Below are 17,248 nucleotides of genomic sequence, written 5' to 3'. Positions count from 1 at the left end.
AGATGAAAAATAAAAAATACTGGAAAAACAATGGAACTAAAGAAAATCCCACATACGACTTCATATATCCTAGGTCATGGAGTGAAGAAGAAATACTTGAAGAAAATAAAAGAAATATTGAAAAAATAAAAAATAGAAAATGCGAATGGGTAGATCATCTGGAACATATGCCAAAAAATATAATGATCGCACTAATAAATGAGATGGAAAAAGGAAATATACTAAAAAGCATAAGCAACAATAACTGGCCAAACAATGGAAGCATTGTAGTTAGCTTCAGAGATAAATTTCATGAGGAAAATAAAAAATTATCTGGAATTCAATGGCGAGAATTAAATGATCCCCACTATTGCAAAGAGGAGATAGCAGAGATTTTCAATAAAGTAGAGTATTTACTAATTAACTAACCTGTCGCCCGATTTGACACACCTCGTTCGCTCCCCGATACTGGACTCCAACCATAGCCAACTTCACAAGCGCAGACTACCTGTGTAGCGCTTGCGCCAGCACGAATGAACAGTTCTCACCTCGCCGTCCCCTACATCGGCCGCTTCGCCCCCTCCCCCTCAGGCCCCCTGCACATGGGTTCGCTCGTTGCCGCCATGGCCAGTTATCTCGATGCGAAGGTGCATCAAGGAACGTGGCTGCTGCGCATCGAGGATCTGGACTATGACCGTAATGTCGAGGGTGCCGATCTGGGCATCCTGGCCAGCCTGCAACGCTGCGGCATGCAGTGGGATGGCGAGGCGACGTGGCAGAGCAAGCGCTTGCCGCTGTACGAGGCGGCGCTGAAGCAGTTGCAGGACGATGGCCTCGTGTATGCGTGCGGCTGTTCGCGCAAGGAAATCCAGGATTCGGTACTGCAGGCGGGTGGCCCCAAGGGTGGGGCCGCCGTGTATCCGGGCACTTGCCGCCATGGCTTGGCGCCGGGCAAGGCGGCACGGGCCTTGCGGCTGCGGGTGCCGCAGGGAGCCGAAGCCGTGTACGCCTTTGCCGACCGCTGGGCGGGTCCGCAGCGGCAGGACCTGGCCAGCGAGGTGGGCGACTTCATCGTGCTGCGCGGCGATGGTTACTGGGCGTATCAGCTGGCCGTCGTGGTCGACGATGGCGCGCAGGGCATCACGCAGGTGGTGCGCGGCGCGGATTTGCTCGATTCCACGCCGCGCCAGCTGTATCTGCAGGATGTGCTGGGCTTGCCCCACCCCGGTTTCCTGCACGTGCCTGTCGTCACGAACGACAGCGGCGAAAAGCTGTCCAAACAGACGGGCGCCCTCGCCTTTGATACGGCAAGCAATGCCGCCGACCTGCTGGCGTCGGCGCTGCTGCCGGCGGCCCGCTTCCTCGGCCTCGACGTGCGTGCCGACAAGGTGGAAGACTTCTGGCGGCAAGCCATTCCCGCCTGGGCGCAGCGGCTGGCGCAGCTTCCCGAGCATCCATAAAAAAACCCGCCGCGGCGAACCGGGCGGGCAGCAATGCAGGCGCCAGCACATGGCCGGCACCTGGTATCAGGCAATTAGAAGTTGCCCTTGAACTGCACACCAAACTGACGTGGCTCATTGATGAAGCCCGTGCGGTTGTTGAAGTCGATGGCGCCCGTGATACGCTGGGTGTCGGTGATGTTGCGGCCAAAAACGGCCATTTCATACTTGCCGGCATCCCAGGTGTAGCCCACGCGCAAGCCACCTTCGACCATCGGCTTGCCGGTGAACTCGGTGGACTCGTACAGGAAGAAGTTGATCTTGCTGCGGTAAGCCCAGTCCGTGAAGACGAAGAATTCACCGTTTTCCATCGGGATCGAATAACGGCCCGTGGCGGTAACGGTCCACTTCGGCGCTTGCGGCAACGGATTGCCATTGATGATGGCGAAGCCGGCGGCGTTTTTCGGATCGGTCACGGTGCAGCTGCGGCACGGGGTTACCGACAGGCTCGGGTCCTTGATTTCCGTGAAGTTATAGCTGCCGCCCAGGGACATCTTCAGGCTAGGCGTGACAAAACCTTCCAGTTCCAGTTCCGCGCCGCGGCCATTCGTCTTGGCTGCGTTGATCAAACGCGTCACGTTCGCGGTGCCGCCCACGACCGTCAGTTGCTGGTTCTTCACCTGGTAGTCGTACACGCTGAACGCGACGCGGGCGCGGCGGTTGAACAGGTCGGCCTTGATGCCCGCCTCAACCGAGGTGATCGTTTCCGCATCGGCCACGGTCACAGACACATCCTTGCTGGCTGGCGCGATACTTGGCGCGCGGAAACCGGTAGCGATACGGCCGTAGAAGTTCACGTCCTTGTTGTACTTGTAGGTACCGCTCAGGTCCCAGTTGACCTTGGCTTTGCTGACATCGGCGCTGGTCGGGTTGATTTGCGGGACGTTGGTCGCAATCACCGTGTTGAAATCCTTCTTGTCCTTGGTGTAGCGCAAGCCGGCACGCACCATGAAGTCATCGTTGACGGCGTAGTTGACGGAACCGAAGGTGGCCCAGGCACTGTTTTTCTGGCGGCTGGCCAGGTGCGAAACGAGCGCATGGTCGCTACCGCCGAAATTATCCGTGTAGCCGTTGGCATCTTCATTGAAGTAGTACACGCCAGCCTGCCAATTGAGCGGACCGGCATTTTTCGATTCGGCGCGGAATTCTTGCGAGTATTGTTTTACGCCGCTGATGCCGCCAGCCGTTTCAACCGGGAATGGAATCTTTGGCACCATGCCCGGCGCGCCACCGTCGATGTCGCCATGCGACACATACTTGCCCACGCGTTCGAAACCGGTGATCGAGTACAGCTTCACGCCGTCGAGTTCCCAGCTCAGGCGAGCGCTGGCGCCATTGGTGCGCAGTTCCTGGAAATTCAAGGCATCGGTGTAGGATTTGGTCGGATTGAAACCGTCGACCAGGTCATTCGTGCCCAGCTTGATGGCGTTGGCGAAGAACACGCGCGCGCTGCCCGTGGTGCTGCGCTGATGCACATTGAACAGGGCGTTGAACGTGCCGTTCGGCGCATACATCAATTGCACGCGTTCCGCGTGTTCGTTGTAGCCGTCCAGCGCATTTTTCTGGCCCGTAAACGTGTTGTCGACGTAATCGTCGCGGTGCTGGCGCAAGGTCGAGACACGCATGGCCCATTCTTTGCTCAGCGGCACGTTGACGGCGCCGTCGAAATTGGTGGTGTTGTGCGTGGCGGCGGAAACGTTGTAATAGCCTTCAACCTTGTCCAGGTTCGGCTTGACGGATTCGAACTTGACCACGCCGGCAGGCGTATTGCGGCCGAACAAGGTGCCTTGCGGGCCGCGCAGCACTTCCACGCCAGCCACGTCGAAAATCGGATAGCCCTTGAGGATAGGATTTTCTTGCACGACATCGTCGTAAATCAGGGAAACAGGTTGCGATGCAAAGATGTTGAAGTCGGTATTGCCGTAGCCGCGGATGTAGAAGCGGGGGAAAGTGCGGCCATTCGACGATTCCACGTTCAGGCTCGGCACTTTGCCGGCCAGCACGCGAATGTCTTGTCCACCGGACACCAGCACGTCGAGCTTCTCGTCGCGCAGCAGCGACACGGAGACGGGCACGTCGCGGATATTTTCCTTGCGGCGCTGCGCCGTCACGGTCACGGTTTCCAGCTGGCTGGCGGCAGGGGTCGTATCAGCAGCGACTTCATCAGCATAAGCCGAGCCGATAGGCAAGGCAGCGGACAGTGCCAGCATAGCAGCGCTTTTGGCGCACAAACGCTTGTGCATCTTGGACATCTTGATCATGTTGTTTCCCAGAAGTTTAAAAAAGAATTGCGAAACCTGTCTCCGGGTTATGTACGGCGCTGGATGATCGTTTGCACCATTTCGGTGCAACAGCGCGAGCGGATGTCTCTCCGCTCTCGGCGTCACTGGCTCTGCCCTGGCTGTCGTCCAAGCTGACAGCGGTTCTGGCCGCATCTCCGGGATGTCTGATGAACACCAACTTTTAAGTAAGGCGCCAATTTAATTCAAGCGCCTTATGCGCTGCAAGAATATTGTTATGTAAAATATTCATTCATCAACATAAAGGCCAGACTAGTGGTTATTCAGCCACAATAGCGTGCTCGCCTTGCTATTTCCTCCGATGCCATGCCGCGTGACGCACCTTTTCGCCAGGCCAGCCGAAAGCGGAATTGCTGCCCTGCGAGACAGCCCCGAGGGTAAAAATAGTTGTAATATCGCCAGAATGAAGTTGCCAGGCCGCCCCATTCCAGTGCGGCACCGGCCCCCTGCACCATCATCGATAGCCTCCATGCCAGAACCCAGCCAGCCCAGCAACGCCGTCCCGTCCTCCACCGTCGCCGCCCAGGCGGCGCATCTGCTGCTGAGCGCCCATTGCGACATCGTCTGGAGCACGAAAACCTTCGGCCTGTTCGATGCCGACCAGCCGTCCTGGCGCGCCTTCACGGGCCAGACCGAAGCCGAACTGCTGGGCCGCGGCTGGGTCAATGCCCTGCATCCGGACGACCGCAACTTGCCTTACGTCATGCCATCGCATTTGACCAGCGTGTTCGAAGCGGAATACCGGCTGCGCCACGTCAGCGGCGCCTACCGCAACATGCTCGTGCGCATGTTGCCCGTGCTGGCGCCCGACGGCAGCATCGTTGAATGGCTGGGCTCGCATAGCGACGTGACGCGGCAACGGCAGACGGAACAGCGGCTGCGCCTGGCCATGCAGGGCGGCCGCATGGGCACGTGGGAGATCGACCTGGGCAGCGGCAGCATGGCCGGCTCCGACGCCTTCAAGGCGAATCTGGGCTTGCCGCCTGACAGCCGCATCGATTACGCGCAGCTGACGGGCGCCATGCTCGACGGCGACCTGCAGCACTGGCAAACGGTGGTGCACGCGGCCATCGCCAGCGCCAGCGATTTCGAAATCGACATCCGCGTGCGCTGGCCCGACGGTTCACTGCACTGGGCGCACATGCGCGGCACCTGCGCCAGCGATGGCGCCGGCAACGTGATCGCCCTGTCCGGCATCTCGCTCGACTTGACGACCAGCAAGCAGAACGAGGAAACCCTGCGCCTGACCCTGGCGGCCGGCGAAGTGGCCACCTGGAACTGGGACATCGTTGCCGACCGGGTCACGGCCGACAGCAATATGGCGCGCTTGTTCCCCGTCAATGCCGATGCGGCCACGGCGGCGCCGCTGGCGCGCTACCTGGAGATCATCCATCCCGATGACCGCGAGCAAGTCAGCGCGCAGATTGCCCAGGCGCTGCAGGCGCACACGCCGTTCGAGGCCAGCTACCGCGTCGGCGCCGGCGATGGCCAGTACCGCTCGGTCATCGCGCGGGGCCGCGCGGAATACGCGCCCGATGGCACGCCCCTGCAATTGCCCGGCGTCCTGCTCGACATCACGCGCCAGAAACAGGTGGAAGATGCGCTGCGCCGCAGCGAGGAACGCTACCGCACCCTGATCGAGCTGATGGACCAGGCTTTTTGCGTCATCGAAATGCTGTACGACGAGCAAGGCCGCCCCATCGATTTCCGCTACCTGGAAGGCAACCCCGCCTTCGTCAAGCAATCGGGACTGGACAATGCCATCGGCAAGACCATCCGCAGCTTCGTGCCCGACCACGACCAGCACTGGTTCGACATGTATGACCAGGTCGTCAAGACCGGCGAGCCCGTGCGCTACGAAAACGAAGCCGTGGCCATGGAGCGCTGGTTCGAAGTCTTCGCCGCGCGCCTGGGCGGCCCCGGCAGCCGCCTGCTGACGGTATTGTTCAGCGACATCAGCGAGCGCAAGCGCTCTGAGCAGCAATTGCGCCAGCTGGCCGACAACCTGTCCGAAATGGACCGGCGCAAGACGGAATTCCTCGCCACGCTGGCGCACGAACTGCGCAACCCGCTGGCGCCCATCCGCAACGGCTTGCAAATCATGCGCCTGGCCGCCGACAAGCCCGCCACCGTGGCGAGAGTGCGCGACGTGATGGAGCGGCAAGTCAATCAGATGGTGCATCTGGTCAATGATTTGCTGGACGTGGCCCGCATTACGCGGGGCCAGATCGAACTCAAGCTGGAACGCGCGGACTTGAAAACCATCATCGCCAGCGCCGTGGAAACGAGCATGCCGCTGATCGAGGCCAGCCGCCATCAATTGCAGGTGCAAGTCGATGAGCAAGCACTGCCGCTCGAGGCCGACCCCACGCGCCTGGCGCAAGTACTGGGCAATCTGCTCAACAATGCCGCCAAGTACACGCCGGCCGGCGGCCAGATCAGCTTGCGCGCGCGGCGCGATGGCAATGAGGCATTGATCGAGGTCAAGGACAGCGGCGTCGGCATCCCCGCCGAGTCAATCACGACCGTGTTTGACATGTTCACCCAGGTGGGACAGAACATGGGCCGCGCGCAGGGCGGGCTGGGTATAGGCCTGTCGCTGGTGCGGCGCCTGGCCGAGTTGCATGGCGGCAGCGCCACGGCGGCCAGTCCCGGCGCCGGCCTGGGCAGCACTTTCAGCGTGCGCCTGCCCCTGCTGACGGAGGCAGCGATAGCGCCTTCCGCACCAGCCACGCCCGCCAGCACCGCCGGCGGCCCGCATTTCCGCGTGCTGGTGGTCGACGACAATGTCGATGCGGCCGATACCCTTGCCGCCGTGCTCGACATGATGGGCCATGCCACGCAAGTGGCCCACGACGGCGCACAAGCCCTGGCCGTGGCGCCGCAATTTTTACCGGACGTCATCTTCCTCGACATCGGCTTGCCCGGCATGAACGGCTATGAAGTGGCGCGCGCGCTGCGCCGGATACCGGCCGGCGCCAACGTCGTGCTCGTTGCCTTGACGGGCTGGGGCGCCGAAAACGACCGCAGCCAGTCGAGCGCGGCCGGCTTCGACCACCATCTGACCAAACCGGCCAACCTGCTTGCCATCGGCGAACTGCTGGCCACCCTTTCCACTCCAACAACACTGACCGACCATGACTGAATCCCTGAACCACGTCCGCCGCCACCTCCTGCTGGCCGGCGGCACCGCCCTGCTGTGCCCGACACCGCTGCTGTTTGCCGCGCCCGCCACCGGCATCGCCGCTGCCCAGACGCAGCTGGCCGCGCTGGAACAGGCCGCAGGCGGACGCCTCGGCGTTGCCGCCTGGCGCCACGGCAGCGAACAGCGCGTTGCCTATCGCGCCGACGAACGCTTTCCCCTGGCCAGCACCTTCAAGGCGATGCTGGCGGGCGCCGTGCTGGCCCGCAGCGTCAGCCAACCGGGTTTGCTGGATCAGCACGTGCGCTACGAGAAAAAAGAACTGGTCACGTATTCGCCCATCACGGAAAAGCATCTGGCCGACGGCATGAACGTGGCCGACCTGTGCGCCGCCACCTTGCAGTACAGCGACAATAGCGCGGCTAATTTCTTGATGAAAATATTGGGCGGACCGCAAGCCGTGACGGCGTTTGCGCGCAGCATCGGCAATACGGTGTTCCAGCTGGAACGCTGGGAAACGGAATTGAATAGCGCCATTCCCGGCGAAGTGCGCGACACGGCCAGCCCCGCGTCCATGGCGCACAGCTTGCAGCAATTGTTATTGGGAAATAGCTTGCCGGCACCGCAGCGCCAGCAACTGGACACCTGGATGCGCGGCAACACGACGGGCGACAAGCGCATCCGCGCCGGCATGCCTGCCGGCTGGCAGGTGGCGGATAAAACGGGTTCGGGCGCGTATGGCAGCGTCAACGACATCGGCGTCGCCTACCCGGCCAGCGGCGCGCCGCTGATCATCGCCGTGTACTACACGCGCGAACAGAAAAAAGCGGACACGAACCAGGACATCATCACGGCCGCCACGCGCATCGTGGCCGCCGCATTGACGTAATTACTTCGGTAACGCGGCCATGAAGCCTGCATACGTGGACCAGGCGGGGTCGGCCGCGCTGCGGATTTCAATCGGGAACTTTGGACGCGGCGCCAGCGCCGTGTTCAGGCGATTGAAGAATTCTTCGCCCGACTGCGTGTAATAAATCCATTCGCGCAAGTTCTCGCCCGTCGACACGAGGGCCAGCGTGGCGAAGCCTTGCTCTTCCACCACGGGCGCCAGCGCCGCTTCCAGCTCTTCCATGTGCTCGCGCTCGTTCGGCGCGGGCATGCCCGTCTCGTCCTCATAGCGCCAGGCGATGATGATGCGGTCCGGCTGCGACGACAGGTCCCAATCGTCATGGAAGGTGTCGACATAGCGGTAGATGATGGCCATCTCGTCGCTATGCGTGACGATGGTGCCCCAGCTGCGGGCGGAAGTGGAATTTTCGTTCATGGTTGCAACAGTCAAAAAAAACAATCGAGGGGGCGCAGCTTACAGCACTGGCGGGCAAGTCACATTCCACGCGTCATACTGGGCGCCGCTCTTGCGCAGCCAGACGCGGGCGTAGCTGTCGCGGTCGCTCTTGAACACGAGCGCATAGCGCTCTTCGGCACGCGGTGCGGCGGCGCCCACGTCGACGGCCGCCAGCGCAAACTTCAGCGCGCGCAACGGGGCGCAGGCCGTATTACCCGCCATCAATAATCGCGCCCGCTCCAGCAACGGTTTCTGGTACAGCAACACGCCTTCCAGTTCCGCATCGGGGACGCGCTGCAGCATGCGCACGGGTTCGGCTACGGCGCGGCAAGTACCACGGTCGAGCCAGGCGTAATACTCCATGCCCGCCTCCTGCCAGCGCGCCAGCTTGCCCTCGCCGTGCAGCACGAACTTGGTGCGCTGCGTACGGCACAGCGCACCATGACCGCGATACGGCGCCGTTTCCACGCTGCCCACCACTTCGCTGCCGCGTCCGCCCACCACGGGCACGCTCTCGAACACGGTGCGCGCAGCCGGCTCGCCCGGATATTGCTGCGCATAAAATTCCAGCAAGGACGCGCGCTGCTGCGCATCCACCGCCACCGCCTCGGCAGCACTGGCAGAGAGGCACGCAGCCGACACTACACACAGCGCCAAGGGGCGCACGATATATCTAGGCATGGATCCAGGCATGGCATTCCTTCAATCGACGTTCAAGGGCGGGTATCGCCCAAGCGCAGATTATATAGTTACCAGGAAATACCAGGAGGAGCGGACGTCAGGACGTGCGGAAGCTGGCGCCGCCAGCGAGCAACTTGGCGCCGCAGGTGGTGCTATCGCCTTCGAAGGCGATAGCGATGCCGTTGATGCTGTGCCGGGATGAGCCGCTGGCAATCTTGCAACCCTGATGTCCCTTGATGGGGCAGCTGCACAAGTCCCCGACGCAGGCGACAGGAATCCCATTGACCGTAAAATGCGTGGCGGCACAACTGAGCACCTTGCCGCCGTGCGAAGTGGCGTCGCCCAACCGGATGACCTTGCGCATGCTGCCTCCAGAATCATTGTCCCGCCTGGCTTTCCAGGATGGCTTCCACCGATGGCGCCGCGTAGTTTGCGGGGTCGACGGCTGGCGTGATACGGCTGCGGAAGATATCGCCGCCGGCATCCTGTTTCTTGCGGGTTGCGTCCGGTGGCGGTGTGATGAAGATAATGCTCGCCTCGTTATTGTCACGCAGATTGATCGCCGCACTGGCGCCACCGTCGCGATAGCTGCCCAGCACGCCGATGGCCATCTGCACGAACCAGGTGGCCGCACCGGTATTGCCCAGGCGATGATCGGTATTGATGAACTGCGCGCTCTTGCCGCTGTCGATTTCCGGGCCGCCCTGTGCCGCGTAATCGTGCAGCATGCTTTCCAGTATCAGCAGCTGCTCCGGCTGCTTGCCCGTACCGGCCACGACGCGCGCCGGCCCCTTGCCGCGTTCCGCTTCCGGCAAGGTCTGCAGCGCCTGCTGCCAGCCCGCATTGAGTATCTTCTGGCGCGCATCACGCCGCGTGACGGGCTTGCCTTCCTCATCCGCAAATTTGACGAATACGGGCCGGTGCACGAAACCGAACGAGGGCAAGCGGTCGAAGGTTTCCATCTGTTCCCGGTTCCATGGAATGGGGAACCACGGCGTCGGCTTCCAGTTGCGCGGCGGACGATTTTCCCATGGGTTGAGTTTATCGAAGGTATGCAAGCCGACGCCGCGGATATCGGGCCGCTGGGCGAAGGCGGCGGCGGCGGCGAGCCATTCGGCGACGGTGGGTTGACGAGGTATGGAAGGAAAATCCGCTCCTAATTCCTTATCTGGTTTCGCCAGAGATTCCATCAATTGATAATACATCGCTCTGAATTGCTCTTGTACAAACTTATTTCCGGGGTCGCCCCATATCGCTGGCCGCAAAAGTTCAACACGTTCGCGCCGTGCCAGCACAAATGCCACGGTGGTATCGGGCATATCAGGTATGTAATATCCGTCCTGCAACATCTTTACATCCCCTTTCGCGCGAATACCATCTCTCGTCCCTGCACTATCATCTGCCATCAGAACCACGTACGGCACATCAGGATGGGTATCAAAAAACTCAAATATGTTCAGTAGCAATTGATCAGGATGTTCAGCCAGACTCCAGGGAGCTATCGAAAACAGATGCCATGCCATGCCGGAAGTCCCCGCGCCGGCAATCAATCCCGCCATCGGTACTCCAGCTTCAGGCTGTTGCTTAGAATCACGAATTGGTGGGCCAGCATAAAATGACGGCACTCCCCAATACAACGGTGTAAAGTTGATTCCATTCTCCATCGCATCGTATGCACGCCCTCCGCTCACCCCGTTTTTATCCAAGGCGCTCCACGCGTACTTGCTCTTATCCTGTTCTCTGATAGAAGTAAAAGTGCTTCCTTCTTGTAAGGCATCCCATAGCTTGGCTTGCCGATACCTATCAAAGGTCACACCAAGGCCTATCACTTCCAAGACGTATTCATCCCGTGATGTCGTACCATCTACACTCTCTTTCTGAACCTGCGCAGATTTCTTTTTTGATGCTGACTCTCGCTCATTTGCTTGTGCCGACACACTGACCCACCTAACAAATAGGACAAGAAACAGTACTAGCAATGGAATACCAATCCAACGAACGACGGTCATGATGACCTCCTGTTCTAACTATTGAGAGGTATCGCTCTTCAGTTAATCGCAGAGCGAGCAAAAAAGTATAGCAATCTAAAATCATTCAAATTTTCGACTTCTTGACGTCAGAAGTCTTTTTCCCGCTTTTAGTCTCTGATATGACGATTTTCCACAAAGGCCCTGTCAGCAACGGTAAATCAGCGGGTAAAACACCTGAGTTGTAATAAGATATGCTCCCTTTAATTACATTTTTTCTCCAACTATTTTCCGTATCAAAATACATACGAAAAGTCTCAAGAAACTCGGACCATAAAAGGATTCCTGGCCGTCGTTTTCCGCCTTCATACGATATCTTCACCCGCCAATCCGCCACCGCACATAGATATGCATAGAACTGCGGATCAGAACTGGCCTTGCCGCTGCCAATCGCCACGTCATATGCGGTCACTTGGCTATGATTCTTCGCGCTACCGATAATGGAGCTATGAAAAGACTTGGCGCTAACCTCCCGCTGCCAGCGCAACCGTGCCTCATTCGGACTTTCCTGGATGGTTGCCAAGACATTTCCTTCCGTGTAGCGTGTAGCGGCAATGACCTTGCGTTGATCGAGCGGCCCTTTGCCGTCGAGTTTCTTTTCCTTGTTATAGGCAGTCGTCATCAAGCCCAATTCGGCCCCGCGTATGGCTTCATCGCGCTCTGGAAACCGGCGATAACCGGCCGGATCCGGGCGATCCTCGGTGGTTGTGTGCAGGCCGCTCCCGCTGGTAAGTGCCACTGATGCATCGCAGGGATCGACTTCTTCCACAGGTCCCTGATCTTCCGCTTTACGGTTTCGCATCATGGAAGTTTTGGGAATATTGGGCGTATCGATTTGCGAGGTACCGCGCAAATCGGCCGGCACCGGCTGTTTCAATGTTTCGCCAGTGATGGTGCGTATGCCGTTACGCTGTTCCGTCTTGCTCAACCTGGTATTGATAGGCCAGGCCACCGCCTTGTGTTGTGCACGGTATTTTCGTAATGAAACATCGACGTGTGCCTGTTCGCTTTCTGTCGTGAGGCGCAGTGGAAAATCAAAAGGCGGTGGCTTGCCTACCAACGACACCGTGAACTTTCCAGTGGCAGGATCCAGCCTAGTCTTGTTGCTGAATATTCGTTGATAAAATCTGCTGCCCAGTTCCGCCAGCGCATTACGTACCTGCTCGCGCTCCACGATGCGGGTATGTCCAGTAAAAACACTGTTTCCATCGATACTGGACGTCTCATCTTCCTCTATGAGTTCACTTCCCATTGCATAATCCGGCACGCCATCCCACCCTATGCCCTGGATGTTGTCCAGCGCCACTGTCATATCTTCAGGGCAAAAATACAGATAGACTTTGCGGCGATTGTCGCGGTCGTCCGCACTCTGCCAGCGGCTGCCGACCATGCCACGATATTCGTCCTTCTTCAGGTCGGCAAACGACGGCTTGCATGCCTGGCCGTTGCCCTTCGCCACGCCGGCAACTATATTCACCAAGGTCTTCAGGCGCGCGCCCATGGTCTGCGCACCACTGAGCAAATGGTAATAGGACTTCATTGCCACATCCTCGCCGCCGTCGAACCAGGCGGCACCTCGCATCAACAGGGGCAGGCTGTACGGCGGATGCGTGAGTATCAGATTATCGGCCGGCGCCAGTCCCTTTTCCATCAGCATGGCTTGCGCCAGCAGCGACAGCAGGCAACCCTGGCTATGTGCAACGATGCTGACAGTGTCTTCCGCGTCATAATCGCGGATCATGGAAATGAGTGCGGCCAGGCGCTGCGCCGCCAGCACCATGTACATGCGCCCGGGCGCCGTCCTCAGGGGCCGCAAAGCATCGCCCATGGGATCCGCAGGTGCATAGATCCCCGGACGCCACATGTCGGGTAAGCTGCTGGTGGCGTTGCCGAAAGGACCTCCTTCCTTGGACAGGTCCTTGTCGAGGCGGTTGCCGTAGCGGTCGACGAACTGGCCGTTGATATTGCTGCATTTCACTCCCACTTCGCGGTAGCCCCAGTAAAATGGAATCACGGGACTGTTGGTGTCCTTGGCAATCGTGCGCTTGAAGAAGGCGGCGTCGGGATCGTCTTCCAGCCTGTCCTTGTCCGCCGCCACAGGCATGCGGTAAGACGCGGCCGTAAAGCCGCGACCCAGCCTTTGCGTCAGGCCTTCGCACAAGCCATCTTCCACCGCCTTGTAGCTGACGCCCACATCGTTGACGCCATGAATGACGATGATATTGCCCGGCAGATTGCGGCGTATCTTGACCTTCTTGCACACGCTGCGTTCGCAATGCAGGATCGCCACATCGTCGCCCACGACATACGGCACTGTCGGATAACTGCCCATCGCACTCTCCTGGCGTCATCAATCCTTGTTGTTGAACACTTCGATGGCGGCCAGATGCATCGCCGTGCGCTCCAGCACCTCCGTCTTGCCGCTCCCATCGCTGCAGCCATCCGTCGCTGAACCATCGCCCAGCTTCACTGCAAAGTGCGCCTGCGGCGCCAGCTGCGGTTCTTGCGGCACGCCATCGACGGGACTGTCGTCGCCCTCGTATTGAAAAATGAATTGCTGGTCGGTCTTGCCCTCGGCAAAGTTTGGCAATTGCACCGCCATGCTCTGCGGATCATTGAAAACGAAGTTGGGTGCATTGAAATTCAGCGGCGACTTGCTGCCGAAGGTGATGCCATCGGCGATGCGGATAAAGGCGCCGTGCTTGGAGATCAACACGATTTCATCGGCCATGCCAGTCAGCTTGCCGTCGCTGGCCGTTAGTTTCAGGTTTTTCCCCGCATTCAGTTCCATGTCGTCATGCTGGCTTTGCAGCAGGAACTTGCCATGGTGCGCGATGGCGCGGATGCCGTCCGCATGGGAAAACAGCGATATGCCCTTGCCCGCATTCACGCTATAGCGCTGGCCCGCGACCGCTTGCAGATGCTGCTGCGCCACCGTATCGATATTGCTGGCGGCGTAGCTGACGATGGCCTTCGAACTGGCAAAGCTGATGCCGGCGGGCGCCGTGACGGCAATCGCCGCCGCACCGCCCAGTTCGGCACGGGGCTCCGTATTGCTGCCGCCTTCCCAACTTTTTAAACTTTGCTGCAATGCCTGCTGCGCCTGGTCTTCCTGTTCCAGTGCCTGATGCGCCACCGCATAGCTGCCCAGCGAGCGAAACAATTCCAGGCAGTTTTCCATCAGGCCCAGATATTCGCTGCGTGCCATATGGCTGCCATCGCCATTCAGGCGCTTCCAGGCCGAAATCAGCATGCCCTTGCCCGCCCGCATAGCCATTTGCTCGTCGGTACGCAACTCGGCACCCTCGCCGCGCGCCGTGCCCTGGCCGTTGCGCCTATCCTGCGTCAGCCAGCCCAGGTTGAGCTGGGTGGAACCATGATCGCTGGCAAGCTGGGCATTGATTTGCCCATGGACATCATCGAAGCGCAGCTGGTTGCCACGCGTGCCCTTGATTTCGCGGCTCTTAATGCCGGACAAGTAACGGTTACCGGGCAAGTCGCCTGCCTTGCTCAGGGCGATCGGCTGCGCGTTGTGGTTGTACAGCTGGCCGACGACGATAGGCCGGTCCGGATCGCCCCCCAGAAAGGCCAGCAGGACTTCGCTGCCCACGCGGGGCAAGCCCAGGTAGCCGCATTGCTGCATGCTGCCAGGTCCGTTCCCCGCCCAGTTCGACGCGACGCGTATCCAGGCCGAATCGGCATCCGTGTCGGAGGCGCCCGTGCCGCCCGCATGCTCGTGGTCCAGCTTGCGCGTGGCGGGAAAACGAACCTTGACCCGGCCCATCGCGTCGCAATGAACTTCCTCATTCGCCGGTCCCACCACCACGGCGCTTTGCATGGCGACTGACGGCAGGTCGATACGCGTGTCATAGGATGGGACGATGGGCACGCCGCGCCGCACGGCAGTCAGTGCAATATGCATGCGCAGGGGGCCATCATCCACCGCCGCCGCCAGTTCGCGCTGCGGCAGCGATATGTCATCGGCCAGCCAGCGGTTGCGGGCAAACAGGCGTGCTACCCTGGCGGCAAGCTCTCTGGGTAAGTTATTTTGCGCTGCCACCTGCAGCGATGTAACGACAAAATCACGCTCGGCCGCCGGCAAGGCGTCAATGTCCGGGTGCTCGGCCAGGCTGAAGTATTCGCCCGGGCACAGGTCGCGCACGCTGCCTTCGGCATGAAAGCAATGGCTCTCGTAATCGTGCTGCTGCATGGCCAGCATGCCCAGCTGGCACAAGGCCTCATGATCGATGCCCGCGCGCGGCGGCAGCACGCGGTAATCATCAAGAGTGGCGGCAACGGCATTGCCATGCATGCCCTGCTGTCCACGCCCCAAGGCATCGGCAGTCATGAACGGCCGCGCGCGCGGGTGTTCTTCATTCCAGCTATGGCGCGTCACCTTGCCCGCCTGCAGCTTGCGCACTTCGCTCCACGACGTCAGGGTGTCGCGCTGCTCCGTCGCGCGGTCCGCGTGATAGCGCACGGTATCCGCCATGTTTTTCCGCAAGCCATCGGCATGGTTGAATAGCACCAGGGTATGCGCCGGCTCGGCATGCGTATCCGTATTGCCCACCGCACGAAAAAACCAGGCGACGCCGCTACGCTTGAGCAAGCGGCGCACGAAGGCTGCATCGGATTCATTGTGCTGCATGACAAATTCACGCTGCGGATACGTTTGCGCCTCGAAGAAATCGGCAAATGCATACTGGAAGGCGTGCGCCAGCACGGTATTGCTGCGTATCCACTCGTCGAGCAGGGTCTTGACGATCTCGATATCCGTCAGGCGCCGGAAGACGCGCGTATTGCAGCGCTTCTCCATGATGGCGAAGGCATCCGTCAGCACCAGCTGGTAGCTGGCCAGCCCACCGTCGCTGTCGCCGGCACTGGCTTGCGTGACGAGGCCGCAGATACTGCGCAGCCTGCCCTGATCCGTCACGAGATCGATGGCGGCGGGCAAGGCAATCAAACTACTGAGCGGCAAGTCGGCATGCGTCGAAACACACAGCACACGGTACTCGATACCGCCACAGATCGCCTCGCTGCCGGCGATACGCTGTGGTATCAGCACGCCGGCGGGCACCTTGGGCGAGACACCCAGGCGCAGGCGCAAGGGACGCTGGGCACCCGATATCGACTCGTCACCGTCCATGGAGTTCTCCTCATTCGCACTTGCATTTAGAGCCTATCCCAGTAGATGAATACATCTCCCGCTGGCGCGCCTCAGAATCGGGGACTGCGTTGATCGTCGTTGCGTGGCTCGCCACGCGTCCTCCTCACGCCTTGTCCGCGCTCCTGATGTGCTGCCAGCAGAAGACGCTCCCTACTGGGATATGCTCTTAATCAAGCTGGAGAACCGACAATGCCATGAGATGGCAAGGAAATACTTGATATTTAGTAAGAATCCGCCAAGGTTCCCACTACTTCCGTCAAGCTTTGCCGCTTGGCCGCCAGCGCCGCATCCGCCAGGCTCCACTGCTCCAGCCGCAACGCATACGCGGGCGTCATCATCCAGCCGAACACTTCCGCTTTGTCTTCCTCGGGGCCGTAGGCTGCGTACAGGCTGACGAGGCCCGGCTGCGGGTGGCCCAGGTTCTGGAAGCCCTTGCCATAGGCCGTGGCGCCGCCCTGGCCGTAGGCTGTGCCGGGCGGGTTCAGGGCCAGCCAGGCGGGGTCGCGGTAATAGAAATCGTTGAACAGCCGGTATTCGATGAAGTGGTAGTACTCGTGGTGCACGCGCAGCTCCATGCCGGACGGACACATCGCGGCCAGCAGGTTGTCGGCGTAGACGACGCTGTCGATTTCCGGCGCCGGCATGGCCAGGCGGCGCTGGCCATCCACGCTCAAATCCTTGACCAGGACGACGTGGCGCAAGCCCGTGCGCGCGAAGACGCCGGCCGGGTAGCGCTCCATGGCCGGCAAGACGATGCTGAGCAGCAATTGCAGCCCGGCACGGTCTTGCTCCGACTCCGTAAAGGCGTGCGCCGCGCTGCCGGGCATGGACAAGGTCCAGGCCGGCGCCAGTTGCAAGGCCGCCAGGCGCGCCGTGGCGATGGCCTGCAGCTGCGCCACGCTGGCGTCCCTGGGCGCGACGGGCGCGTAGCGCGCGTTCCAGTCGCATTCGCTGCGCATGCTGTCTTGCTGGGCAGCACGCTCGAACGCTTGCGCGTCGGCGGCCGATGGCGCGAGCGGGCCGCCACTGGCGCAAGCGGACAGCAAGGCGACGGCAAGGCAGGACAGCAAACGGCAAGCGGGCATGGGATTTTTCACAGGCATAAAGT

General features: G+C 60.4%; 12 protein-coding genes. 4 read left to right on the top strand and 8 right to left on the bottom strand.

Annotated elements, in window-relative coordinates:
* The first annotated feature begins 2 nt into the window (after positions 1 to 2).
* Positions 3 to 407 carry a hypothetical protein gene (locus tag O0879_RS18995; RefSeq protein WP_289906299.1) on the top strand — a complete coding sequence of 135 codons (405 nt, stop codon included), beginning with the start codon at positions 3 to 5 and terminating at the stop codon, positions 405 to 407.
* A 105-nt stretch (positions 408 to 512) separates the two neighbouring features.
* Positions 513 to 1,439: a tRNA glutamyl-Q(34) synthetase GluQRS gene (gluQRS, locus tag O0879_RS18990; protein ID WP_289918181.1), complete on the top strand. Its 927-nt coding sequence runs from the start codon at positions 513 to 515 to the stop codon at positions 1,437 to 1,439.
* A 74-nt stretch (positions 1,440 to 1,513) separates the two neighbouring features.
* Here the strand turns inward: gluQRS and O0879_RS18985 are convergent, their stop codons facing one another.
* A complete protein-coding gene (locus O0879_RS18985) occupies positions 1,514 to 3,739 on the bottom strand; it encodes a TonB-dependent receptor (protein WP_289918178.1) in 2,226 nt (741 codons plus the stop codon).
* Between the two features lie 508 nt (positions 3,740 to 4,247).
* On the opposite strand from O0879_RS18985, the gene O0879_RS18980 reads away from it, so the two are divergent.
* Positions 4,248 to 6,923: a PAS domain-containing protein gene (locus tag O0879_RS18980; protein WP_289918176.1), complete on the top strand. Its 2,676-nt coding sequence runs from the start codon at positions 4,248 to 4,250 to the stop codon at positions 6,921 to 6,923.
* Positions 6,916 to 7,809, top strand: coding sequence for a class A beta-lactamase (bla, locus tag O0879_RS18975; protein ID WP_289918174.1), 894 nt, complete (start codon positions 6,916 to 6,918; stop codon positions 7,807 to 7,809). The genes O0879_RS18980 and bla overlap by 8 nt, the downstream gene beginning before the upstream one ends.
* Here the strand turns inward: bla and O0879_RS18970 are convergent, their stop codons facing one another.
* The 7 genes from O0879_RS18970 to O0879_RS18940 all read right to left on the bottom strand — a co-directional run bounded on the left by O0879_RS18970 (position 7,810) and on the right by O0879_RS18940 (position 17,225).
* On the bottom strand, positions 7,810 to 8,244 hold the full coding sequence (locus O0879_RS18970) for a DUF695 domain-containing protein (protein WP_289899900.1): 435 nt from the start codon (positions 8,242 to 8,244) through the stop codon (positions 7,810 to 7,812).
* A gap of 39 nt (positions 8,245 to 8,283) precedes the next feature.
* A complete protein-coding gene (locus O0879_RS18965) occupies positions 8,284 to 8,946 on the bottom strand; it encodes a hypothetical protein (RefSeq protein ID WP_289918173.1) in 663 nt (220 codons plus the stop codon).
* A 97-nt stretch (positions 8,947 to 9,043) separates the two neighbouring features.
* Complete coding sequence (locus O0879_RS18960; RefSeq protein WP_099665253.1) at positions 9,044 to 9,310, bottom strand: PAAR domain-containing protein; 267 nt, start codon at positions 9,308 to 9,310, stop codon at positions 9,044 to 9,046.
* Between the two features lie 13 nt (positions 9,311 to 9,323).
* Positions 9,324 to 10,955: a DUF2875 family protein gene (locus O0879_RS18955; RefSeq protein WP_289918171.1), complete on the bottom strand. Its 1,632-nt coding sequence runs from the start codon at positions 10,953 to 10,955 to the stop codon at positions 9,324 to 9,326.
* Between the two features lie 85 nt (positions 10,956 to 11,040).
* On the bottom strand, positions 11,041 to 13,305 hold the full coding sequence (locus O0879_RS18950) for a DUF3274 domain-containing protein (RefSeq protein WP_289918168.1): 2,265 nt from the start codon (positions 13,303 to 13,305) through the stop codon (positions 11,041 to 11,043).
* An 18-nt stretch (positions 13,306 to 13,323) separates the two neighbouring features.
* Complete coding sequence (locus tag O0879_RS18945) at positions 13,324 to 16,119, bottom strand: type VI secretion system Vgr family protein (protein ID WP_289918166.1); 2,796 nt, start codon at positions 16,117 to 16,119, stop codon at positions 13,324 to 13,326.
* A gap of 242 nt (positions 16,120 to 16,361) precedes the next feature.
* Complete coding sequence (locus O0879_RS18940) at positions 16,362 to 17,225, bottom strand: hypothetical protein (protein WP_289918164.1); 864 nt, start codon at positions 17,223 to 17,225, stop codon at positions 16,362 to 16,364.
* Positions 17,226 to 17,248: the final 23 nt, after the last annotated feature.

Origin of the sequence: Janthinobacterium sp. SUN120, from assembly GCF_030397735.1 — a bacterium.
Classification (GTDB): Bacteria; Pseudomonadota; Gammaproteobacteria; order Burkholderiales; family Burkholderiaceae_D; genus Janthinobacterium; species Janthinobacterium kumbetense.
The sequence above is the reverse complement of the archived record's forward strand: the minus strand, read 5'-3'. Positions and strand labels throughout refer to the sequence as shown.